Here is a 19,058-nt window from a genome sequence, read left to right as displayed (position 1 = left end):
TTGTCAGTGCCGCCACATCGGCGGCCTGTCGAGGGGGTGACTGGTTTCGACTTCGTACGCAGCGACAGGGGAAGCGAGCCGAGGAAGCCGACGTCGTCTCGAGAATCGGTCGTCGGAAACTTATAAGCGCCAAGCAAAATCGCGCTGACTTCGCTCTCGCCGCCTGAGGCGAGTAGCTAAGTCTGTCGGCCTGGGAACGCCTTCGTCCCAGTAGCCGGCATCAGCTAGGAGGCTGGCCAATCGGACCCGGTCGCGGGGTCCGTGCGGCGAGATTAATCAGCGACTGGGCCCGTCACACCAACTTGCTCGCGTGAGCGGTGGGGCCGAGTAGAGGCACAGCGAGCTGCGCTCGGAGAAGCCCTGACAAACCGGCGAAGGACCCGGGTTCGATTCCCGGCACCTCCACCACCTCGAACGAAGCGCCCCGGCCCACCAGCCGGGGCGCTTCGTTGTTCGCGGGGTCTTACGCTGCCCCTGTGACCAACCAGGAGCTGCGCCTGTCGGTCGGCGCGTCGCCCGGCCAGCGCGTCGTGGCGGTGGCGTTCGGCGTCCTGCTCACGGCCGTCGGCGCGGCGTTCGTGGCACTGCCCCTCGTCGCCGACGGGCTGTTGCGCCGACTGACCGGGCCGGGTGACGCGTTCGCCTCCTATGAGGAGGCTCGCGACCTGCCACCGGGGCTGCTGCCGCCCGGGCTACGCGACTCCGCCGACCCGAACCAGTCCGGCCCCAGCCCGTTCATCGGCCTGTGTGGCCTGCCCTTCGTCCTGCTCGGCCTCTACCTGGTGCTGCGGGTGCTCCGCACGGCCGCCTGGCTGGACGGCAGCCGGGCGCGGGTACGCGGTGCGCTGCGCACCAGCACTGTCGACCTCGCCACCGCCCGGATCGAGGCCGGCGCTGTGTCGTACCGCGAGGCGGACGACGACGGTCCGGCCGGCGGACCGCAGGCGCGGGCCATCCTCGCGACCGCTGCGGGGAGCGCCCGGGAGGTCACCATCCCCCTGCGCGGCATGGGGCTGCCCGTCCTGCCGCCGTCCGAGCTGCGAGCGCTGGCCGAGGCGATCACCACGGGTCGAGCAGGCGACGAGCGGGCCGGCGACGCGCGCGCCGTGGCCGACCGCCTGCGCCGGCTGGCAGAGCGCCAGTCGGCCGACTGAGGCGCGCCGTACTCCCAGCAGGCCTGCGCGGCGCTGGAGGCCGCATCAGCGGGGCTGGTGGGGTCACTGGGGTCAACGGGGCAGATGAGACGGCTCAGGGCCCTGGACAGGGCGGGCCGGGCAGCCTCACCATCGCGGTATGGGGTAGCAGCGCCGCAGCGCGGGAGGTGCCATGGTCACCGGTCCGGTCCAGCAGCCGTCAGTCGTCGCCCGACCGCGCGTCGCGCATCCGGCGGGGCTCCCCGCCGATCCCCATTCCATCGGTCTACCCGGCGCCCCGCGCCCGGCCGGCCTCGCCGGTGACGTGCACGCCTTCGGCCGGGCCGTCGCCGTCGCCAGCACCGACCCGTGCTGGCGCGAGGAGGTTCTCCTTCGGCTGCGTCCGGTGCGCACGGGCTTCGCCGAGCACGTCCGGGTGACCGAAGGTCCCACCGGCCTCTACCGGGAGTTGCTCACCCAGTCGCCGCGGCTGGACCACGGGGTGCGGCTGCTGACCCGGGAACACGTGGCGATCGTCGCCGCGATCCTGGCGGTTCAGCAGATCGCCGAGCGGCCCGAGACGCGCCCCGATGAGCTGCGACACCGGGCCGGGCACCTGCTGCGGCGGTTGGCCCGGCATCGGCGGCGCGGCGCCGACCTGCTCTGGGAGGCGTACCAGACGGATCTGGGCGGCGAGACCTGAGCTCAGGTGGGGAACCGGCCGGTCGGCGGAGGCGTCGAACCGTACATGAATCGGCCTGCCCTGCTGCTCGTTCTTCCGTTGCTGCTGATGGCCGGCTGTGCCGCGACCGACGCCGGTCCGGCCGGCGGCCCGCCCAACCCGACGCACGGGGCGGAGGCCTTCGACCAGCGCGCCGCTGAGGTCGCCGAGGCGTGGCGGCCCGGCCCCGACTGGCGCACTGGCTACGTGCCGTTGGAGGGGCCGACACTGCTCACCGGTGACCCGGGCTTCACCCCCGAGACCGAGGCGGCCTACCGGGCCGGGTGGTACCGCGAGCAGGTCGGAATACCGCCCACCCGGGTCGGCGGCGAGATCCAATTCCCGGACGGACGGTTGACGCTGCCGTTGGTCAGCGCCGCCGAGGCGTACCGGCAGCTCGACCAGGGTGACCCACTGCCCTGCCCGGGGCGGCCGAAGCGGCCCGGACGGCCCACCCCCGGCGGCCCCACCGTCGAACCAGGGCCCGACGGATGGGCCACCAGCAGCACGCAGACCGCCTGCCTCCCGCTCACCGTCACCGCTGTCACGTTGGGCGCCGTGCCGGTGCGCACGAGTCGGGGCGTGGCGCAGGTCCCGGCCTGGCTGTTCACCATCAAGGAGTTGGCCACCCCCGTGGTCCGGCTCGCCGTCGCGCCCACGGCGGTCACCCCCGTCCCCGAGCCGAGCACGCCGGCCCGGCCGCTGCCGGACGGGTTGGTGGCGGCCCAGGACCTGGCCGCCGTCGACGACGCCCGGCTGACAGTGCGCCTCGGCGTCGGCGCGTGCGACACCGGGATCACGCCGTTGGTGTGGGAACGGCCGGACGTCGTGGTGGTCGGTGGCGGCGTCACCCGGGCCACCGGCGAATGCATCGCAATGCTGAAACTGGAGCCGGTCACCGTGACCCTCGCGACGCCGCTGGGCAGCCGCCCGGTGCTGGACGTCTTCACCGGCGCTCCGCTGGCGATCGCACCGCGCTGATCCGGTTCACAGGATGCTGGGCACGTCGGTGCTGATCGGCACCGGCAACACGGTGGGCCGGTCGGCGCGCAGCCCGGCGGAGAGCGCCGCGCCGAACTGATCGGGGGTCTCCACCACCTGTGTGGCACAGCCGTAGCCGGCCGCGATCGCCGTGACGTCCAACCCCGGCAGGTCCAGGCCGGGCACGCCGGGAGTGTGCTTCAGCTCGGCGAACGCCTTGAGGATCGCGTACTGCTGGTTGACCGGCACGACGACCACCACCGGCAGTGCCAGGCGCGCGGCCGTCCAGAGCGCCTGCACCGAATAGTGGAAGGAGCCGTCGCCGATCACCGCCACCACCGGGCGACCGCGCCCGGTGTCCCGCTCGGCCAGCGCGATGCCGATCGCTGCCGGCAGGCCGTAGCCGAGGCCGCCGCTGGCCATCGTGAAGTACGACGCCGGGCGGGTGACCCGTAGCTGACGACGTAGCGCGGACAGGTTGGATGGTGACTCCTGGACCAGCACGCCGTCGGTCGGCCAGTGCGCGGCCAGCGCGGCGAACAGGGCGTCGGCGCTCAGCGGGGCGCCGACCTCCGGCGGGGGCAGTGCGTCCCGTCGGGTGGGTGCCGGCCGGTCGTTCGGCGGCACCCCGTCGACCAGCGCGGCCAGGGCCAGCCCCGGGTCGCTGAGCAGGCTGTCGCCGACCGGGGCTCGGGCGGCCTCGTCGGGGTCGTCGGTGATGTGCAGCAGGCGGGCGCCGTCGGGCAGGTGCCCGCCCGGCACGTACGGGTAGTAGCGGAACACCGGGGCGCCGACAACCAGCACCGTGTCGTGTCCGCGCAGCGCCTCGGCGAGCGGACCGATCGCGTACGGCAGCACGCCGCGGAAGTGCTGGTGGTCCTCGGGGAACACCGCCCGCTCGGGGGCGGGAGCCGACCAGACCGGCGCGGCCAGCCGTTCCGCCAGCGCGACGGCTGTCGGCCAGCTCGCGGAGCGGTCCACTCCCGGCCCGTACACGAGCACCGGGTTGCGGCTGCCGGCCAGCACCCTGACGAACTCCGCCAACCGCTGCGGGTCCGGCGCGAACCGGGTGGCCACCGTTCGCGGCGCGGGCGGCGGGTCGGCTGGCTGGGCCCAGTCGTCCATCGGCAGGGAGAGGAAGACCGGCCCGGCCGGTGGCTGCACCGCCGTCGCGTACGCCCGCAGCATCGCCGCGGGGATGTCCTGCGCCCGGGCCGGCTCGTAGGCCCACTTCACGTAGGGCTGCGGAAGCTCGGTGGATCGGCGGCTGGTCAGCCGGGGTTCCAGGAGCAGCATCTCCCGGGTCTGCTGGCCGGCGGTGACGATCAGCGGGGTCTTGTTGTGCCAGGCGGTGACCAGGTTGCCCATGCCGTTGCCGGTGCCCGGTGCGGTGTGCAGGTTGACGTGGGCGGGCACTCCGCTGGCCTGGGCGTAGCCGTCGGCCATCGCGACGGCCGTCGCCTCGTGCAGCGCGTGGACGTAGTGGAAGTCGGCGGGGAAGTCCTGGAGGAACGGCTCCTCGGTGGAACCGGGGTTGCCGAAGACAGTGGTCATACCGAGGGTGCGGAGCACGTCGTACGTCGCGTCCCGGACAGTTGCCATCGCACCCGCCTCCGTGTCGCGGGCAGGGGCAACCGCGGTCGCCCTCCCGATCAGCCGAATCTATCGGGATGTGACGGACCTTTCGGGCGTTTCTCGGCCGTCGGTGGTCCCGATCGGTCGATCACCGGGAGCTCCGCCGTCGGGTGCGGCGGCCCTTCGTCTTAACTGTCCGATCACCCGCCGGTCAGACCTTAGCCAGCGCCCAGCACGCAGGCTATGGTGCCAGGCATGGCGTTGACAGCGCGGCTGAACCCGATGCGGCGGGCGGATCCGGTCGATGACCGGCGCCCGGCGCGGGCTCACGGTTGACGGGTGTGTGGCATGCAGGGAGAGGGCCAGGCGATCGGCGGACGAGCGATGGAGTCGATGACCGGGCGGCTGCTGGTCGCGACTCCGGCGCTCAAGGACCCGAACTTCGACCGCACCGTGGTGCTGCTGGTCGCCCACGAGCCGGGCGGCGCGCTCGGTGTGGTGCTGAACCGGGCCACCGAGGTGCCGGTGGCCGAGGTGCTCGGTGACTGGAGCGACCTCGCCCGCCACCCGGCGGTGCTCTTCGAGGGTGGCCCGGTGCAGCCCGACTCGGCCATCTGCCTCGCCCGGATGCGGCACCCGATGCGCCGGGTTAAGGGCTTCCACCAGGTGTCCGGGGCGGTCGGCACCATCGACCTCTCGGTCGACCCGGAGCGGCTGCGGGAGAGCATCGGCGGCATCCGGGTCTTCGCCGGCTACTCCGGCTGGGGCAGTGGCCAGTTGGAGCAGGAGATCGCCGACGGGTCCTGGTTCGTGCTGGACGGGCTGCCCGGGGACGCCTTCGTCGACCGGCCCGACGACCTGTGGCCGATGGTGCTGCGCCGGCAGGGCGGGATGATGGCGGCCGTCGCACACTTCCCGCCGGACGTGGCGCTCAACTGACCCGGCCCGGCGGGGGACCCCGCGAGATGACCATGCGGGCCCGTCTGTGTATAGTTTCCCAGTGCCCGGGCGACCGGGACAACAGCAAGGGGCCGTGGCGCAGCTGGTAGCGCACCACACTGGCAGTGTGGGGGTCAGGGGTTCGAGTCCCCTCGGCTCCACCCTTGAGAAACGCCCTGGCCGGGATAATCCGACCAGGGCGTTTTGCTGTGCTGGGCTCGCCCCGGACGACGAGCGGCGGGTCAGCCGGCCACCCGGACAGTGGCAGCCACTGCGCCGCCGAAGCCCTCGCTACCGGACGATCGGTGACCACTCCCGCTGGCTGGTGATCGTCACCCCGGGGGTCCGGTAGTAGGGGTCCTCGGCGACGACCGCGGCGAACGCCTCGGCGTCCGGGACGTCGAAGATCAGCAGTGCTCCGGAGTCGTCGGCGAACGGCCCGGCCATGACCAGCCGGCCCTCCTGGTGCAGGGCCTGGAGCCGCTCCCGGTGCGCCGGTCGGGCGGCGAGCCGGTCGGGGTCGTCGCCGAAGGTCAGCTCCAAGATGAACACCGGTTCCTCCTCATCGGGGCGATCTTTCGAAGCACCCTAGTCGATCCGGCGTGCCACCACCGTTCAGTAGTGGACGTGGTGGTCAGGGATCGACGATGATGTCGATCGCCGCGCTCACCTGCCGCTCCAACTCGTCGAGGTCGTCGAGGGTCGGGGCGTCGATCAGGAACGTCACAGCTCGGTCACCGGATTCGCGCAGCTCACCGAGGCGTGCCCCGCGTTCCTTGAGCACGATGACGTGCCGCAGGGCGGGCGGGTCATCGGCTTCGCCCGGTGCGATGACCGGCCACGGTTGCCCCTCCGGCACCCACTGCGGCTCCACGCCCGGCCAGCGCAGCTTCACGTCCTGCAACGTTCCCCTCGGCTGGGGCAGGTAGACCTGGCGGGCGTAGCGCCGGGGTGGGGGGTGCGCCGCCGGCTCGTCGAGCGCCACCTCCATGATCGTCTGCTCCAGCGCCCGACCGGTTGCCAGGTGGTAGAGCGGCATGATGCCATCGCCGGGAGTACGGGCGGCGACCTCCATCAGGACCGGCCGGCCGTCCCGGTCGAGGCGGAGTTCGGTGTGCACGATGCCGGCGACCAGACCGAGCCGGCCCACGATGTCGCGGTTGGCGGCGAGCAGCCTGTCGTGCTGCCCACCGGGAGGTGCGGGCACAGTGTGGGCCATCTCGACGAACCAGTCCGAGTCGTCCTCGGTGGTGCGCTTCTGGGTCGCCGACTCGAAGACGATCCGACCGTGTTGCACGACCGCCTCCACCGAGTACTCGGCGCCGGTGACGTACTCCTCGACCAGCAGGGTCTCGGCCGCCGGGTACCCGGTGAGCAGCGCGGGCAGGGCCTCGGGGTCGCGCACCGCCTGGACCCCGGAACTCGACCGTCGACCCGAGGGCTTCAGCACCACCGGGAACCGCACCGAGCCCACGTCGAGCCCGGTGCGCCCCTGTGGTGGCACGACGACCAGTCGGGGGCTCCACTGCGGCAGGTAGAACCGTTGCAGGTACTTGTTGCGACACACCCGGGCCGCGCGTACCCCCGGCCCGGGCAGGCCGAGCGCATCCGCCACGACCCCGGTCTGCTCGACGAGCATCTCGCCCGCGGCGTAGACCCCGACGATGTCGTACTCCTGCTGCCAGCGCTGGACGTGGGCGACCACACCTGAGGTGAAACTGCCCTCGATGCCGACCTCGCCGGTGACGAAGGCCGCGTCCGTGAGGTACGTCCCGGGACCCTCGCCCCGGGCCATGGCGGCCGTCGTGTCGGCCCGCCACTGTTCCGAGGTGATCAGCAGGATCCGTAGCCCTCGACCGGCGAGGTCGGCGAGGAAGCCCCAGTTGCGGGCGATGACCCGGTAGCCGCCGAGCAGCAGGAAGGCGCGGGCCTCACTCATAGCCGTACTGCTCCAGGATGTCGCCGAACAGCTCGGTGAAACGGGCCTCGTTGCGCTTGGTGAACCGCTCCCGCCAGGTGCCGGTGGTGCCCCGGAAGAAACTCCAGGAACTCTGGTCGTAGACCTTGCCGGCGACCTCCTCGGCGTCCGCTGTGGACCCGACGTGCCTCAGCAACCGGTCCACTGCCTCGAGTTGGCGTTGCCGGGACCCGCCGCCGCGCTCCCCGACCAGATCCTCGTAGCTGACCTTGCACACGTCGGGGTGGCGGAGCAGCCACAACCCCCTCTCGAACTGGTCGCGACCGAGGAAGGACGTGTCCCGCATCGCGTAGTCGAGCTTTTCCTCCCAGGTCGGCAGGGAGGTCAGGATGCGGTGGAAAATGTCGAACTCGTAGAAGTTGCCGTACCCCTCGCGGGTCCGTCCCTCCAGGAAGTTGACCATCGACACCAGGGCGTCGCGCGGGTCGCGGTAGTTGTAGACCAGCGGCGGGGTGGCGGTCTCCACCCACTCGGCGAAAAAGGAGCCGTCCACCTTGCTGATGTCCAGCTCGTGAAAGATCCAGCAGAGCCCGGCCGGGGTGTCCGCGAACCGGGAGTACGGCAGGTGCGGGTTGGTGATCACCGAGTCGGCGAAGTCGAAGCGGGTCTGCCCGTACCGGTTGACGACGTGCTGGCCCAGTCTGCGTTGCCAGTGCCAGCCAAGGGCGGACCAGGCTTCCTGGGTGCGGAGGTGGTACTCCTCAGTGCCCTCCAGCTCCAGCAGCTCGTCGTAGTCGGACTTCGACAGGGTGAGCGCGGCGATCTGACGTTGCTGCGCGGCGGTGAATTCCGGGGTGTTGCGGGGGGTCGGCCGGGGCACCCCGGCCATCTTGTACCCCAGGTTGGTCATCAGACCCTGCATGAGGTGGGTGCCGGTCTTCTGCAGCGAGATCACCATGGCACGAGGGGCCAGCGGCATGTCGGTCTCCCGGTGGTAGTGCGTCGGATGCGACGCGGAATGAAGGGGAATCAGCGGACGTAGGCAGCCAGGTGGCCGGTGGTGCGCTCGTCGAGGAAGCGCAGGAGCCTGGCGAACGACTCCCGCCGGCGCTCATCGGGCGTCCACAGCCACAACTCCCGTTTAGCGACCCGGGCGCCTCGGCGGAACTTCGGGGCGAACGCCTCGAACCCGAGGCGGTACCGGGGCACGCCGGCCCGGATGCAGGACTCGACAGGTTGCCCGAACACCAGGTGGTGGTAGGCGACGCTGGTACCGGTGACGTCGTAGTCGCTGCCGTAGCCGAGGGTGCAGCAGCCGTGCCGGCCGTACATCTGCACTGTGCAGGCGAGGACTTCGGCGTCGGACCGGCCCGCCACGGCCACCCGGATCGCCCCGGGGAGCACCGCCGCCAGGTACGCGCGGGCCGCCCGGAGCTGGGGCCGGTTGGGTGCCGCGCCGTTGCGCTCGCCGGTGCGGGCCTCAAGGTCCACGATCCGGTCGACGTGCTCGGCCAGCGGCACCTCGCGGACCTGGAGCCCGGCCCGGGACACCTCGCGCTCGGCCAGTCGGTAGTTGCGGCGCGTCTCGGCGTTCTGCCCGTCCAGGAACGCCTGGTAGGTGGGGTAGCCGCCCAGATGCAGCGCGGATGCGGCGGTGACCGAGCCCCGGACGAAGCCGGCGGCCTCCAGCAGGCCACGCAGCAACTCGTCGTCGGTGGCCACGTACGGCAGGACCACAGCTCCCGCGTGACCCTGCCGGACCAGGTCCTGGAGGGTCGCCACGACCTCCCGGCCGGCCTGCCGCCGACGGGTGATGTCGACGTCGGGGGCGGTGAACAGGGGACTGCGGTCGTAGGTCCGGACGACGAGCGGCTCTCCGACGGTGGTGGTGAGCCAGTCGGCGAGATCGCCCGACCCGGGTGCGTCCGGGCCGAGCGCGCCGAGCAGGGCCCGGTGCTCGGTACGGATCGCTGTCGCGTCGTCGTCCGGCGTGAGGCGGAGGAACTGCTCCTCGGTGAGGAGTTTCCACGGGTGGCTGAACAGGCTCGTCCCGGCCACTGCGGTGACCGCGTGGATCGCGGCCACCGGCCCCCGGCCGTCGTGGGCGCTGACCAGTAGCGCGTTGCCCGGCTCCAGCCGTTCGCGGAACAGCAGGTAGCCGTGGGCGGCGTCGGGTTCGGCGTCGGCGGCCAGCCGGGACCAGGTCTCCTCGTCGACGGCGCCAATGCCGTCGGTCACGTCAGTCGCCATGCCGGATAAACCGCTCCTTCCGAGTCGTCGTGTCCGCCAGGGCCCGCACCTCGGAGATCTGGGCCGCGGTGCGCAGCGGAGAGGCGTACAGCAGCAGCGAGGAGACGGTGAGCGAGACGGCCACCACCCACACCGCCGTGGTCGTCCCGGCCAGGTCGGCCAACACCCCGCCGATCAGCGCCCCGACCGGCAGCGAACCGAAGGCCGCGATGCGGTAGCTCGCTGTCACCGCGCCGAGCAGTACGGGAGGGGGGACCTGCTGCCGTACGGTGACCGCCAGGACGTTGTAGACCGCCAGAGCCGCCCCGTTGATCACGAAGCCCGCGCCGAGCAGCACTGTCGCCGTGCCGGCCGCGGCGAGCCCGGGCACCAGCAGCAACCCGAGCGCGGCGACCGTGATCGAGACGGTGAGCGCCCGACCGAGGTGCAGGCGGGCACCGACCCGCCCGGCGACGAGGGAGCCGATCAGTGCCCCGACGCTGCCGAGCCCGATGACCAGGCCGATCAGGCCACCGGAGAGCCCGAGGGTACGCACGCCGTACACCAGGAAGACCGTCGCGAAGGCCTGCTCGTGCAGGTTGAAGAGGGCCGACTGCACGCACAGGTCCCGGATCGGTCGGCTCCGCCAGACGTAGGCCAGCCCGGCCCGGATCGTCGGCGCGTCGCCCCGGTCGGTCGCCGGCCGTAGCACCCGAGCCGGGAGGGCCGCCATCGCCATCGCCGCCGCGCAGAACAGTGCCCCGGTGACCACAGCGGCCCAGGAGGCGCCGGCGGACTGCACGATGAATCCCGCCGCCGCCGGCCCGGCCATCTGGGTCACCGACGTGGTGGCCTGCAACAGACCGTTGCCGGCGACCAGCCGGTCGCCGTCCAGCAACCGGGGCGCGGTGACCTGGGACCCGATGTCGTGCAGCACCGCCGCCGAGCCGATCAGGAACGCGCCCACCAACAGCGCCGGGAAGACCAGCCGGTCGGTGGCGGCCAGGGCCCCGATGCCGAACAGCACGACGCCGCGTGCCGCGTTGCCGGTGACCAGGATCCAGCGCAGCGAGGTACGGGCGGTCCAGGTGCCCACCAGTAGGGAGAACGCCAGCACCGGCACGAACTGGGCCGCGCCGACCAACCCCACCTGGGTGCCGGTGCCGGCCAGCAACGTCACCACCAGCAGGGGCAACCCGAAGGCGGTGATCTGGTGTGCCGACCGGGCGGCCAGGTCGCCCAGCCAGAGGGTACGGAACGCCGGCTCCCGCAGCGGGGGGCGTGGTGGCGCTGTGGCGTTCGTACCCTCCGGCGGGCGCCGGATGTCAGCTGACACCGGTGCCGGTGACGCTCGCTGACGCGTCCGATGAGGTGACTCTGCGGTACAGCGCGTTCTCACTCCAGACGAGGTCGACCTGGCCCCACTCCATCGCCGACATCACGTCGGGGAAGAAGCTGCGGCCGTTGTAGTTCGCGCTGGTGTTGCAGAGCACCGGGATCCCGCTCCACTTGTGGTACTCGCGAAGGACTGCCGCGAGCATCGGGTTGTCCTCGGCGCTGACCGTCTGCAAGCGGGCGGTCCCGTCGAGGTGGATCGCCGCCGGGATCCGGTCCACCCAGTCGGGGCGCACCCGGTGGTCGAAGAGCATGTACGGGTCCGGGGTGCCGGGGTCGAAGACCGTCGGCGCCTGATCGGTCAGGCAGATCGGTGCGACCGGCCGGAAGCTCTCCCGACGCTTCATCCGGTTGAGTTCGTCCTTCATCGCCGGGTCCACCGCCGGGGCGAGGATGCTGCGCGCCCCAAGTGCGCGGGGGCCCAGCTCGGCGCGGCCGTGCAGGACCACCACCGGCTTACCGGTGCGGTGCAGCAGCCGGGCCAGTTCCTCCGGTCGGCATGGCGCCACCGTCCAGCCCGCCGGGACGTGCGAGTTGTGCACGAGGTCGGGGCCGGCGAAGACGTTCCACGAGATCGGCGCCAGCCGTTGCTCTCCGCTGACCAGGATGGCGCCGGTGCCGACGGCCGAACCCGAGTCGTCCGGGAAGGGCGGCACCCACATCTCGCGGATGGCCTTGTGCGACCGCATGGCGCTGTTCCATTTGATGTTCAGGGCGCAGCCCCCGGCGAAGCAGAGGTTCCAGGGACCGTCGCCCTTCCAGGACTCGGCCTTGGCGACCAGTCGCTCGACGAGCAACTCCTCGATGAACTCGTGCACGCTGGCGAGCACGTCGTCGTCGGAGACGCCCAGTTGGTCGGTGCGCCGACGGACGTCGTCCAGATAGGCGTGGACGTAGGCGTGCGAGGGCTCGCCGGTGCTGCCGCAACCGATGATCTCCTCGCGGTACTTGCGGACGGCCGGGCTGTTGGCCTCGAAGTGCTGGTGGAACAGCTCCCCGAGGACCTGCTTGATCGGCTCACGGGCGGTGCCGAGGGCGATGTAGGCCATCAGCTTCCCGGCCACCGAGAGGTCGTCGACGTTGCGGGACAGCTTGTCGCGGCGGTACGGCCCGAAGTGCTGTGAGGCCATCGAGTAGAAGTGCCCGATCAGCGGGAAGACCTCGCCGCCGGGCTCGATGCGGCCGTCCTTGTCCACCGCGTAGAGCCGGGGGAAGCAGCCGCCGTCCCAGACCAGGACGAGGCTCGGCTCGCCCCGCCGCGCGAAGGGGCTGGTGCTGTACGCGGCGGCGAGGTGGCTCGCCACGTGCACGTGACTGACGTACGGCACTGTGGCGTCGCCGATGGGCAACTCGCCACGGTGACCCGGCTGCGCCGGATTCGGCACCCGCTCGGTTTCCCGGTAGGGCGCCAGGCGGACGTCGACCGGGCTGCCGTTGTTGAGCCGATGGGCCTGCCCGTGGACGGCGCCGTCCCAGCCGTCCAGTGCCCACTGGTCGACGTCGGAGGTCTTGTACCCGAAGTCGCCCAGGATCCGGGCGATCAGCGTGAGATCGTCCACGTCGCTGTATCGACGGTTGTTCTCCAGCTTCTGCGCCTCGACGTTGAACTCCAACACGTCGTCGTGGAAGAGGGCGACGCCCCCGCTCTGAGTGAGCTTTACTCCGCACGTAATACGCATAGATGCTTCCCCCCATTTTTGGCGACTCAAAATTCCTATCGATGTTCTGTCGGCAAGTCAACCCCCGATCCTTGTCGACGCCGATCAGCAGGCCTCCGAGCTGCGCCATGGGGAGTGGCGTTGCTCGATGTTGACGGTTGGCCGCGTCGGACCAGGAAGGGGTTGCCGAGAGCCCTCTCCGAGATTCCGCAATGCCCATCGGTCTAATAGGATATGGATTTTCCGTCATCTGAAATTCCCGCGTTACGAGTTGGTAACTTAGCGCTGTCGACTGCCAGGGTTGGTGCCGAGCCCGATCGCCAAAGCGGTGCCTCGGGCGGCATATGAGCAGCTCAGGTCGGCTGTGACGGGCATGGGGGATTAATGAGTGGCGATGAGGCCAGTTGGCGTCTATCTTCGACCGGGGGTGCCGCGGGGTCCGGGAGTCCGCCGGCGGACGAAGCGGATCTTGAGCGATGGATACGCGATATCCTGCAATCGACGCACCCACTCCGAATCGGTTCGGAACTGCGCCGCGCCGAACGCGTCGCGAGTGCCAGATTCTCTGACCCGACAATTGCCCAAGCGGTCCACAGGGCTGTTGCGGCGACAATGAACAGGCGTGATTGAGTCACCGTCACCGGTGACCCGAACCCTGCGGGTCCGGGTCAGGAAAAGCGCTCCCGGAAAAGAATCGCCCTTCTCATTGTCCGCGCCGGCGGTCATGCCCTGGCACGCAAAACGCCCCGACCGGAGGACCCGGTCAGGGCGTTGGCGACTAGATGTCCGGTAAGGGCTGGGTCAGCCCTGACGGCTCTTCCACTGCGGGTTGGCGCGGTTCACCACGACCACGCGGCCGCGACGGCGGACCACCACCGAACCCGGCTTCTGCTTCAGCGCACGCAACGAGCTACGTACCTTCATGTCTGCCTCCTCGGTGCTAGCGGTTCCGAGTATCGAAACGCCGCACCCACCCGCCGGATTCCCGGCCGGTCAGCGTCGAACCTTTGCCGTCTCCCGGCCGTACCAGTGGGCGGAGGTCATCCTCATGCCCGTACGCCGACTCCTCGCCACGGTGCTGGTCGCTGCCGCGACAGTGCCAGTGGCCGCAACGCCTGCCGCCGCCCACGGCGCTCCGACCGACCCGGTCAGTCGCGCGGCGGCCTGTGGCCCCGAGGGCCGGTACGCGGCCACCAGCGCCTGCCGGGCGGCGATCCAGGCGGGCGCGGCGGTCCGTGAATGGGACAACGTGCGCGTGTCAACGATCAACGGGCGAGATCGGGAACGGATCCCGGACGGTGAGCTGTGCAGCGGCGGACTGTCCGCGTACCGGGGGCTGGACCTGCCCCGCACCGACTGGCCCAGCACCACGCTGACCAGCGGCGCGACGTTCACCTTCCGGTACCGGACCACCATCGAGCACCGGGGCACCTTCCGGCTCTACGTCACCACGCCGGCCTACGACCCCCGCAAGAAACTGACCTGGGCGGATCTGGAATCGCGCCCGTTCCTGACGCTGACCGACCCGCCGGTGCGGGCCGGGGCGTACCAGTTGGCGGGTCGGCTGCCGGCGGGCCGCAGCGGCCGACACCTGATCTACACGATCTGGCAGAACTCCAACACCCCGGACACCTACTACTCCTGCTCGGACGTGGTGTTCCGTGGTGCCAAGGCCGCTGCCACCCCGACGAGGGCCGCCGCACCGAAGGGCGCGCCGCGTACCACCGCGAGTGCGCCGGCCGCCACCGGGTCGGCGGTGGCGGCGGCGGCCGACCCGGGCGTGCCGGTGGCGTCGGTGACCGACCTCGGTGGCCGCTGGCCGGTGCTGGCCGGTGCCGCCGCCGTGCTGGTCCTGGCGCTGCTGCTGATCGGTGCCGGACGGCGACGTCGCAGCGCCGCCGCACCTGCGGGCCGGCAGTGCGAGGTGCGCAACCACCGGGCCGGGCGGCGTCGGATCTGGTGACCCGACCCGCCCGGAACCCGACGGCGTTCAGCCGAGGTGACGCTCGATCTCGGCCAACTCGTCGGCGGTGAAGTCGAGGTTGTCCAGCGCGGCGATGTTCGTCTCCAACTGCTCGACACTGCTCGCCCCGATGATCAGGCTGGTCATCCGCGGGTCACGAAGCGCCCAGGCCAACGCGAGCTGCGCGAGGGACTGGCCGCGAGCCTCGGCGACCGCGCCGAGCCCACGGATGGTGGCCATCTTCTCGTCGCTGAGGTCGCTCTCGTTGAGGAAGACGCTGGTGCGGACCCGCGAGTCGGCCGGGATGCCGCCCAGGTAGCGGTCGGTCAGCAGGCCCTGCGCCAACGGGCTGTACGCGATGCAGCCCGCACCCACCTGCTCCAGCGTGTCGAGCAGCCCGTCGGACTCGGTCCAGCGGTTGAGCATCGAGTACGACGGCTGGTTGATCAGCAGCGGCGTACCCAGCTCGCGCAGGATCGCGGCGGCCCGCGTGGTCTGCTCCGAGTTGTAGTTCGAGATGCCGACGTAGAGCGCCTTGCCGGAGCGGACGATGGCGTCGAGCGCCCCCATCGTCTCCTCAAGGGGGGTGTCCGGGTCGAACCGGTGCGAGTAGAAGATGTCGACGTAGTCCAGTCCCATCCGGCCCAGCGACTGGTCCAGCGACGAGATCAGGTTCTTGCGTGAGCCCCACTCGCCGTACGGGCCGGGCCACATCAGGTACCCGGCCTTGCTGGAGATGACCAACTCGTCCCGGTACGGCTTCAGGTCGGTGGCGAGCATCCGGCCGAAGTTCTCCTCCGCCGAACCGGGCGGCGGGCCGTAGTTGTTGGCCAGGTCGAAGTGGGTGACCCCCAGGTCGAAGGCGCGGCGGACGATGTCGCGCTGCCGTTCGAACGGGCGGTCCGGACCGAAGTTGTGCCACAGGCCGAGCGAAACGGCAGGCAGTCGCAGGCCACTGCGACCGCTGCGCCGGTAGGTCATGGTGTCGTAGCGGTCATCCGCAGCGAGGTAGGTCACGATCATGAGCCTAGCTCCGGCCCGCAGTAGCGCGGCTTGGGCGTGGAAACCGGGACATCGGGGTAGTTTCGACGCCATGCGTTTCATTGCGCTCGACACCCCCAAACCGCTGTCCAGGATCGGCTTGGGCACCTGGCAGTTCGGCTCCCGGGAATGGGGGTACGGCCCGGACTTCGAGCGGCGGGCGGCGCAGATCGTCCGGCGGGCCATCGAGCTGGGCGTGACGGTCTTCGACAGCGCGGAGATCTACGGCTTCGGACGCAGCGAACGCATCCTCGGCGCGGCCCTCGGCGACGACCGGCCGAAGGTCGTCATCGCCAGCAAGATCCTGCCGGTGCTGCCGCTGGCCGCCGTGGTGCAGCAGCGGGCGGTCGCCTCGGCGGCCCGGCTCGGCGTCACCAGCATCGACCTCTACCAGGTGCACCAACCCAACCCACTGGTCGCCGACCACACCACCATGCGCGGCATGCGGACCCTGCAGGATGTCGGGCTGGTCGGCGAGGTCGGCGTGAGCAACTACGGGCTGCGCCGCTGGCAGGTCGCCGAGGCGGCGCTCGGCCGGCGGGTGCTCAGCAACCAGGTCCGCTACAGCATGCTGGACCGCGCACCCGAGCAGGACCTGCTGCCGTACGCGCGGCAGGCCGGTCGGGTGGTCATCGCGTACAGCCCGCTGGCGCAGGGCTTCCTCTCCGGCCGCTACGACGCCAAGAACCCGCCGACCGGCGCGGTCCGGCGCGCCAACCCGTACTTCCTGCCGGAGAACCTGGAGCGCGGCGCGGCGCTGATCGACACAGTGCGCCAGGTCGCCGACGCCCACGACGCCACAGCCAGCCAGATCGCGCTGGCCTACCTGCTGCGCCACCCGAACGTGCTCGCCATCCCCGGGGCGTCCGGAGTCGAGCAGATGGAACGCAACGCCGCCGCCGCCGACATCGACCTCGCCGACGACGAGTACACGGCGCTGGCCGAGGCAGCGAAACGCTTCCGCCCGATCACCGGACTCGCCGCGATGCCGGCGATGCTGCGTGCCCGGTTCGGCACACCAACCAGAAAGTGAGCACAGTGGACGACATCACCGCACTGATCCTGGACGACCACGCCGCCTTCCGGCGTGGCTTCGCCCGACTCGACGACGCCCGCGACGAGCAGGAGATGCTCGCGATCTGGGACGCCCTCGCCCTGCACCTGGACATCCACGCCGAGGCGGAAGAGGCGATCCTCTACCCACACCTGGTCAAGCACGGCGACGACGGCGAGGACGAGACCGCCGACGCGATCGGCGACCACAACAAGATCCGCGACGCCATCGCCGAGGCGAAGCTGCACCCGGTCGGCTCGGACCAGTGGTGGGAGGCGGTCGGCACCGCCCGCCGGGAGAACAGCGAACACCTGGCCGAGGAGGAGGACGAGGCGCTGCCCGACTTCCGCCGGCACGCCAGCACCGAACTCCGCGCCGAGCTGGGCCAACGCTGGCTGACCTTCTACGGCGAGCACAAGAACGGCCGCAACCTGCCCTTCCGCGACAAGGACCCGCAGCAGTACGTGGCCGACCACCGCTGACATCTCCCCGACGCGGGGGAGTCGGCGGGACCCGTCCGGGCAGCAGAATGGCGAGGTGAACCTCCGAGCGGCGCTGGCCCCGCTGGTCGCCGGCACCACCTGGCGACGCGGCGTGTTCCTGCTGCTCGGCGGCGTGCTGGCGCTGCCGTACGGGCTGCTCGCGGTGACCTTCGCCCAACTGCTCGCCGACTCGGAGATCCCACGCCCACTGGTCTACGTCCTGCTGCTCATCGCGGTGCTGATCGCCGTGGTCCCGTTGCTGCTGGACGGCAGCCGCGCCCTGGAGATCGCCGCCGTGCGGAGGTTGCTCGGCGTCGACCTGCCCGAGCCGGAGCTCGGGCATCGCGGCGACCGGGAAACCCGGCTGCGCAGCGCGCTCTGGATCGCCACCCACCTCATCGTCGGCGCGGTGGTGATGATCGCGCTGTTCAGCGCCCTGCCGATGGCGCTGGCCTTCATCGCCCAACAGTTCGGCGTCGGCACCGAGCTGACCAGCCAGGAACGGTTCGGGCCGTTGGACGGGCGGGACAGCGGCTGGTTGACAGTGGCCGGGGTGCTCCTGCTGGTCGGCCTCGGCTACGTCGTCGCCGGGCTCGGCGCGCTCGCCGGTCTGATGGCACCGGTGCTGCTCGGCCCGGCCCAGGCGGAGCGGATCGCCGCCCTGGAGGCGCGGGCCACCCGGCTCGCCGAACGCAACCGACTGGCCCGGGAACTGCACGACTCGATCGGTCACGCGCTGACAGTGGCCACCCTCCAGGCCGGGGCCGCCCGCGAGGTCCTCGACACCGACCCGGAGTTCGTCCGACGGGCACTCACCGCGATCGAGGACGTCGGACGGACCGCGATGGACGACCTCGACCACGTGCTCGGGCTGCTCCGGGAGAACGGACGCGACAGGCCCGTGGTGGCGCCGCAGCGTACCCTCGCCGACCTGGACCGGCTGGTCAACGACGCCCGCGCGGCCGGCCTGGCCGTGCACGCGCAACGCGCCGGCGACCCGGCCCGGGTGCCGGCGGTGGTCTCCCGGGAGGGCTACCGCATCGTCCAGGAAGGACTGACCAACGCCGCCCGGCACGGCCACGGGCCGGTGACGGTACGCCTGGACCTGCGCAGCGACGCGCTGGAGTTGGAGTTGGTCAACGCGGTGCGCCACCCCGACCGGGGCCAGCGGGGGCGGGGCGGTCGAGGCCTGGACGGCATGCGGGAGCGGGTGCTGCTGCTCGGCGGCCGGCTCACAGTGGGCCCGGACGGTGACCTGTGGCTGATCCGCGCCCGCCTGCCCTACGAGGAGACGACGACATGACCACCGGGGTGCTGATCGTCGACGACGACGAACTGATCCGGGTCGGGCTGCGGGCCATCATCGACGCCCAACCCGACCTGCACGTGCTCGCCGAGGCCGCGGACGGCGCCGAGGTGCCGCCGCTGGTCGCCCGGCACCGGCCCGACGTGGTGCTGATGGACGTGCGGATGCCCGGCATCGACGGCATCCAGGCCACCCGGCACCTGCTGGCCACCTCCGCCGACCCGCCCCGGGTGCTGGTGGTCACCACGTTCGCCAACGACGAGTACGTCTACGAGGCGCTGCGCGCCGGCGCCTCAGGGTTCCTGCTCAAACGGGCCCGGCCCGCCGAGGTGGTGGAGGCGGTCCGGGTGGTCGCGGCCGGCGAGTCGCTGCTCTTCCCGGCCGCGATCCGCCAACTGGTCGGGGCGTACGGGCCGGCGGGTGGCGACCGGTTGAGTGCCGCCCGGCTCACCGAACGGGAGGCCGAGGTGCTGCGGCTAATGACCACCGGCAGGTCCAACCCGGAAATCGCCGCGCACCTGGTGGTGGGGGTGGAGACGGTGAAGACGCACGTGGGCAACGTGCTGGCCAAGCTGGGGGTCCGCGACCGTACGCAGGCGGTCATCGCCGCCTACGAGTCCGGTTTCGTCACCCCGTCCGGCTGATCGTTCCCTCGAGCGGGGG

Annotated in this window: 18 protein-coding genes, 1 tRNA gene and 1 other RNA gene; 11 read left to right on the top strand and 9 right to left on the bottom strand. The window is 71.3% G+C overall.

Annotated features, from left to right (window positions below; genetic code table 11):
• Window positions 1–32 precede the first annotated feature (32 nt).
• The 4 genes from ssrA (at window position 33) to AB0B94_RS09495 (ending at window position 2,835) form a co-directional block, all read left to right on the top strand.
• Window positions 33–408, top strand: a transfer-messenger RNA (tmRNA) gene (gene ssrA, locus AB0B94_RS09510).
• 68 nt (window positions 409–476) lie between these two features.
• Window positions 477–1,154 carry a hypothetical protein gene (locus AB0B94_RS09505; protein ID WP_357270698.1) on the top strand — a complete coding sequence of 226 codons (678 nt, stop codon included), beginning with the start codon at window positions 477–479 and terminating at the stop codon, window positions 1,152–1,154.
• A 172-nt stretch (window positions 1,155–1,326) separates the two neighbouring features.
• Window positions 1,327–1,836: a hypothetical protein gene (locus tag AB0B94_RS09500; RefSeq protein ID WP_357270695.1), complete on the top strand. Its 510-nt coding sequence runs from the start codon at window positions 1,327–1,329 to the stop codon at window positions 1,834–1,836.
• Window positions 1,837–1,881: 45 nt separating this feature from the next.
• Window positions 1,882–2,835 (top strand): hypothetical protein, encoded by a 954-nt coding sequence (locus AB0B94_RS09495; protein ID WP_357270691.1) that lies wholly within the window; start codon window positions 1,882–1,884, stop codon window positions 2,833–2,835.
• Between the two features lie 6 nt (window positions 2,836–2,841).
• On the opposite strand, the gene mdlC is transcribed toward AB0B94_RS09495, so the two are convergent.
• Window positions 2,842–4,437, bottom strand: coding sequence for a benzoylformate decarboxylase (mdlC, locus tag AB0B94_RS09490; protein WP_357270688.1), 1,596 nt, complete (start codon window positions 4,435–4,437; stop codon window positions 2,842–2,844).
• Window positions 4,438–4,758: 321 nt separating this feature from the next.
• Between mdlC and AB0B94_RS09485 the strand changes: the two genes are divergently transcribed.
• Complete coding sequence (locus AB0B94_RS09485) at window positions 4,759–5,349, top strand: YqgE/AlgH family protein (RefSeq protein ID WP_112582369.1); 591 nt, start codon at window positions 4,759–4,761, stop codon at window positions 5,347–5,349.
• 88 nt (window positions 5,350–5,437) lie between these two features.
• Window positions 5,438–5,510, top strand: a tRNA-Ala gene (locus AB0B94_RS09480).
• A 130-nt stretch (window positions 5,511–5,640) separates the two neighbouring features.
• Here AB0B94_RS09480 and AB0B94_RS09475 read toward each other — a convergent pair.
• From AB0B94_RS09475 to AB0B94_RS09445, 7 genes are all read right to left on the bottom strand, one after another.
• Window positions 5,641–5,901 carry a YciI family protein gene (locus AB0B94_RS09475; protein ID WP_357270685.1) on the bottom strand — a complete coding sequence of 87 codons (261 nt, stop codon included), beginning with the start codon at window positions 5,899–5,901 and terminating at the stop codon, window positions 5,641–5,643.
• Between the two features lie 82 nt (window positions 5,902–5,983).
• Window positions 5,984–7,288 carry an ATP-grasp domain-containing protein gene (locus AB0B94_RS09470; RefSeq protein ID WP_357270682.1) on the bottom strand — a complete coding sequence of 435 codons (1,305 nt, stop codon included), beginning with the start codon at window positions 7,286–7,288 and terminating at the stop codon, window positions 5,984–5,986.
• Complete coding sequence (locus AB0B94_RS09465) at window positions 7,281–8,246, bottom strand: hypothetical protein (protein ID WP_357270679.1); 966 nt, start codon at window positions 8,244–8,246, stop codon at window positions 7,281–7,283. Before AB0B94_RS09465 ends, AB0B94_RS09470 begins: the two co-directional genes overlap by 8 nt.
• A gap of 50 nt (window positions 8,247–8,296) precedes the next feature.
• Window positions 8,297–9,517 carry a hypothetical protein gene (locus AB0B94_RS09460; protein WP_357270676.1) on the bottom strand — a complete coding sequence of 407 codons (1,221 nt, stop codon included), beginning with the start codon at window positions 9,515–9,517 and terminating at the stop codon, window positions 8,297–8,299.
• Window positions 9,507–10,832 carry an MFS transporter gene (locus AB0B94_RS09455; RefSeq protein ID WP_357270673.1) on the bottom strand — a complete coding sequence of 442 codons (1,326 nt, stop codon included), beginning with the start codon at window positions 10,830–10,832 and terminating at the stop codon, window positions 9,507–9,509. Before AB0B94_RS09455 ends, AB0B94_RS09460 begins: the two co-directional genes overlap by 11 nt.
• Window positions 10,822–12,570, bottom strand: a complete 1,749-nt coding sequence (locus AB0B94_RS09450; RefSeq protein ID WP_357270670.1) for a carbamoyltransferase N-terminal domain-containing protein — start codon at window positions 12,568–12,570, stop codon at window positions 10,822–10,824. The genes AB0B94_RS09455 and AB0B94_RS09450 overlap by 11 nt, the downstream gene beginning before the upstream one ends.
• A gap of 780 nt (window positions 12,571–13,350) precedes the next feature.
• Window positions 13,351–13,473 carry a 50S ribosomal protein L36 gene (locus AB0B94_RS09445; RefSeq protein WP_030490864.1) on the bottom strand — a complete coding sequence of 41 codons (123 nt, stop codon included), beginning with the start codon at window positions 13,471–13,473 and terminating at the stop codon, window positions 13,351–13,353.
• A 124-nt stretch (window positions 13,474–13,597) separates the two neighbouring features.
• On the opposite strand from AB0B94_RS09445, the gene AB0B94_RS09440 reads away from it, so the two are divergent.
• A complete protein-coding gene (locus AB0B94_RS09440) occupies window positions 13,598–14,512 on the top strand; it encodes a lytic polysaccharide monooxygenase (protein WP_357270667.1) in 915 nt (304 codons plus the stop codon).
• A 27-nt stretch (window positions 14,513–14,539) separates the two neighbouring features.
• Here the strand turns inward: AB0B94_RS09440 and mgrA are convergent, their stop codons facing one another.
• Window positions 14,540–15,535, bottom strand: coding sequence for an L-glyceraldehyde 3-phosphate reductase (gene mgrA / locus AB0B94_RS09435; RefSeq protein WP_357270664.1), 996 nt, complete (start codon window positions 15,533–15,535; stop codon window positions 14,540–14,542).
• A 70-nt stretch (window positions 15,536–15,605) separates the two neighbouring features.
• Here mgrA and AB0B94_RS09430 point away from each other — a divergent pair, with 70 nt between their 5' ends.
• From AB0B94_RS09430 to AB0B94_RS09415, 4 genes are read left to right on the top strand one after another with little or no spacing between them, the layout of a single operon-like run.
• Entirely contained in the window at window positions 15,606–16,586 is a 981-nt protein-coding gene (locus tag AB0B94_RS09430) for an aldo/keto reductase (RefSeq protein WP_357270661.1), read from the top strand.
• Window positions 16,583–17,089 (top strand): hemerythrin domain-containing protein, encoded by a 507-nt coding sequence (locus AB0B94_RS09425; RefSeq protein WP_112582361.1) that lies wholly within the window; start codon window positions 16,583–16,585, stop codon window positions 17,087–17,089. The genes AB0B94_RS09430 and AB0B94_RS09425 overlap by 4 nt, the downstream gene beginning before the upstream one ends.
• A 55-nt stretch (window positions 17,090–17,144) precedes the next feature.
• The gene (locus AB0B94_RS09420; RefSeq protein WP_357270658.1) at window positions 17,145–18,392 is read left to right on the top strand and encodes a histidine kinase; all 1,248 of its coding nucleotides are present in this window, start codon (window positions 17,145–17,147) and stop codon (window positions 18,390–18,392) included.
• Complete coding sequence (locus AB0B94_RS09415) at window positions 18,389–19,039, top strand: response regulator transcription factor (protein ID WP_357270655.1); 651 nt, start codon at window positions 18,389–18,391, stop codon at window positions 19,037–19,039. Before AB0B94_RS09420 ends, AB0B94_RS09415 begins: the two co-directional genes overlap by 4 nt.
• The last annotated feature ends 19 nt before the right edge of the window (window positions 19,040–19,058 follow it).

The organism is Micromonospora sp. NPDC048986, assembly GCF_040649335.1.
In the GTDB taxonomy this organism is placed as follows: Bacteria; Actinomycetota; Actinomycetes; order Mycobacteriales; family Micromonosporaceae; genus Micromonospora; species Micromonospora alfalfae.
The sequence above is the reverse complement of the archived record's forward strand: the minus strand, read 5'-3'. Positions and strand labels throughout refer to the sequence as shown.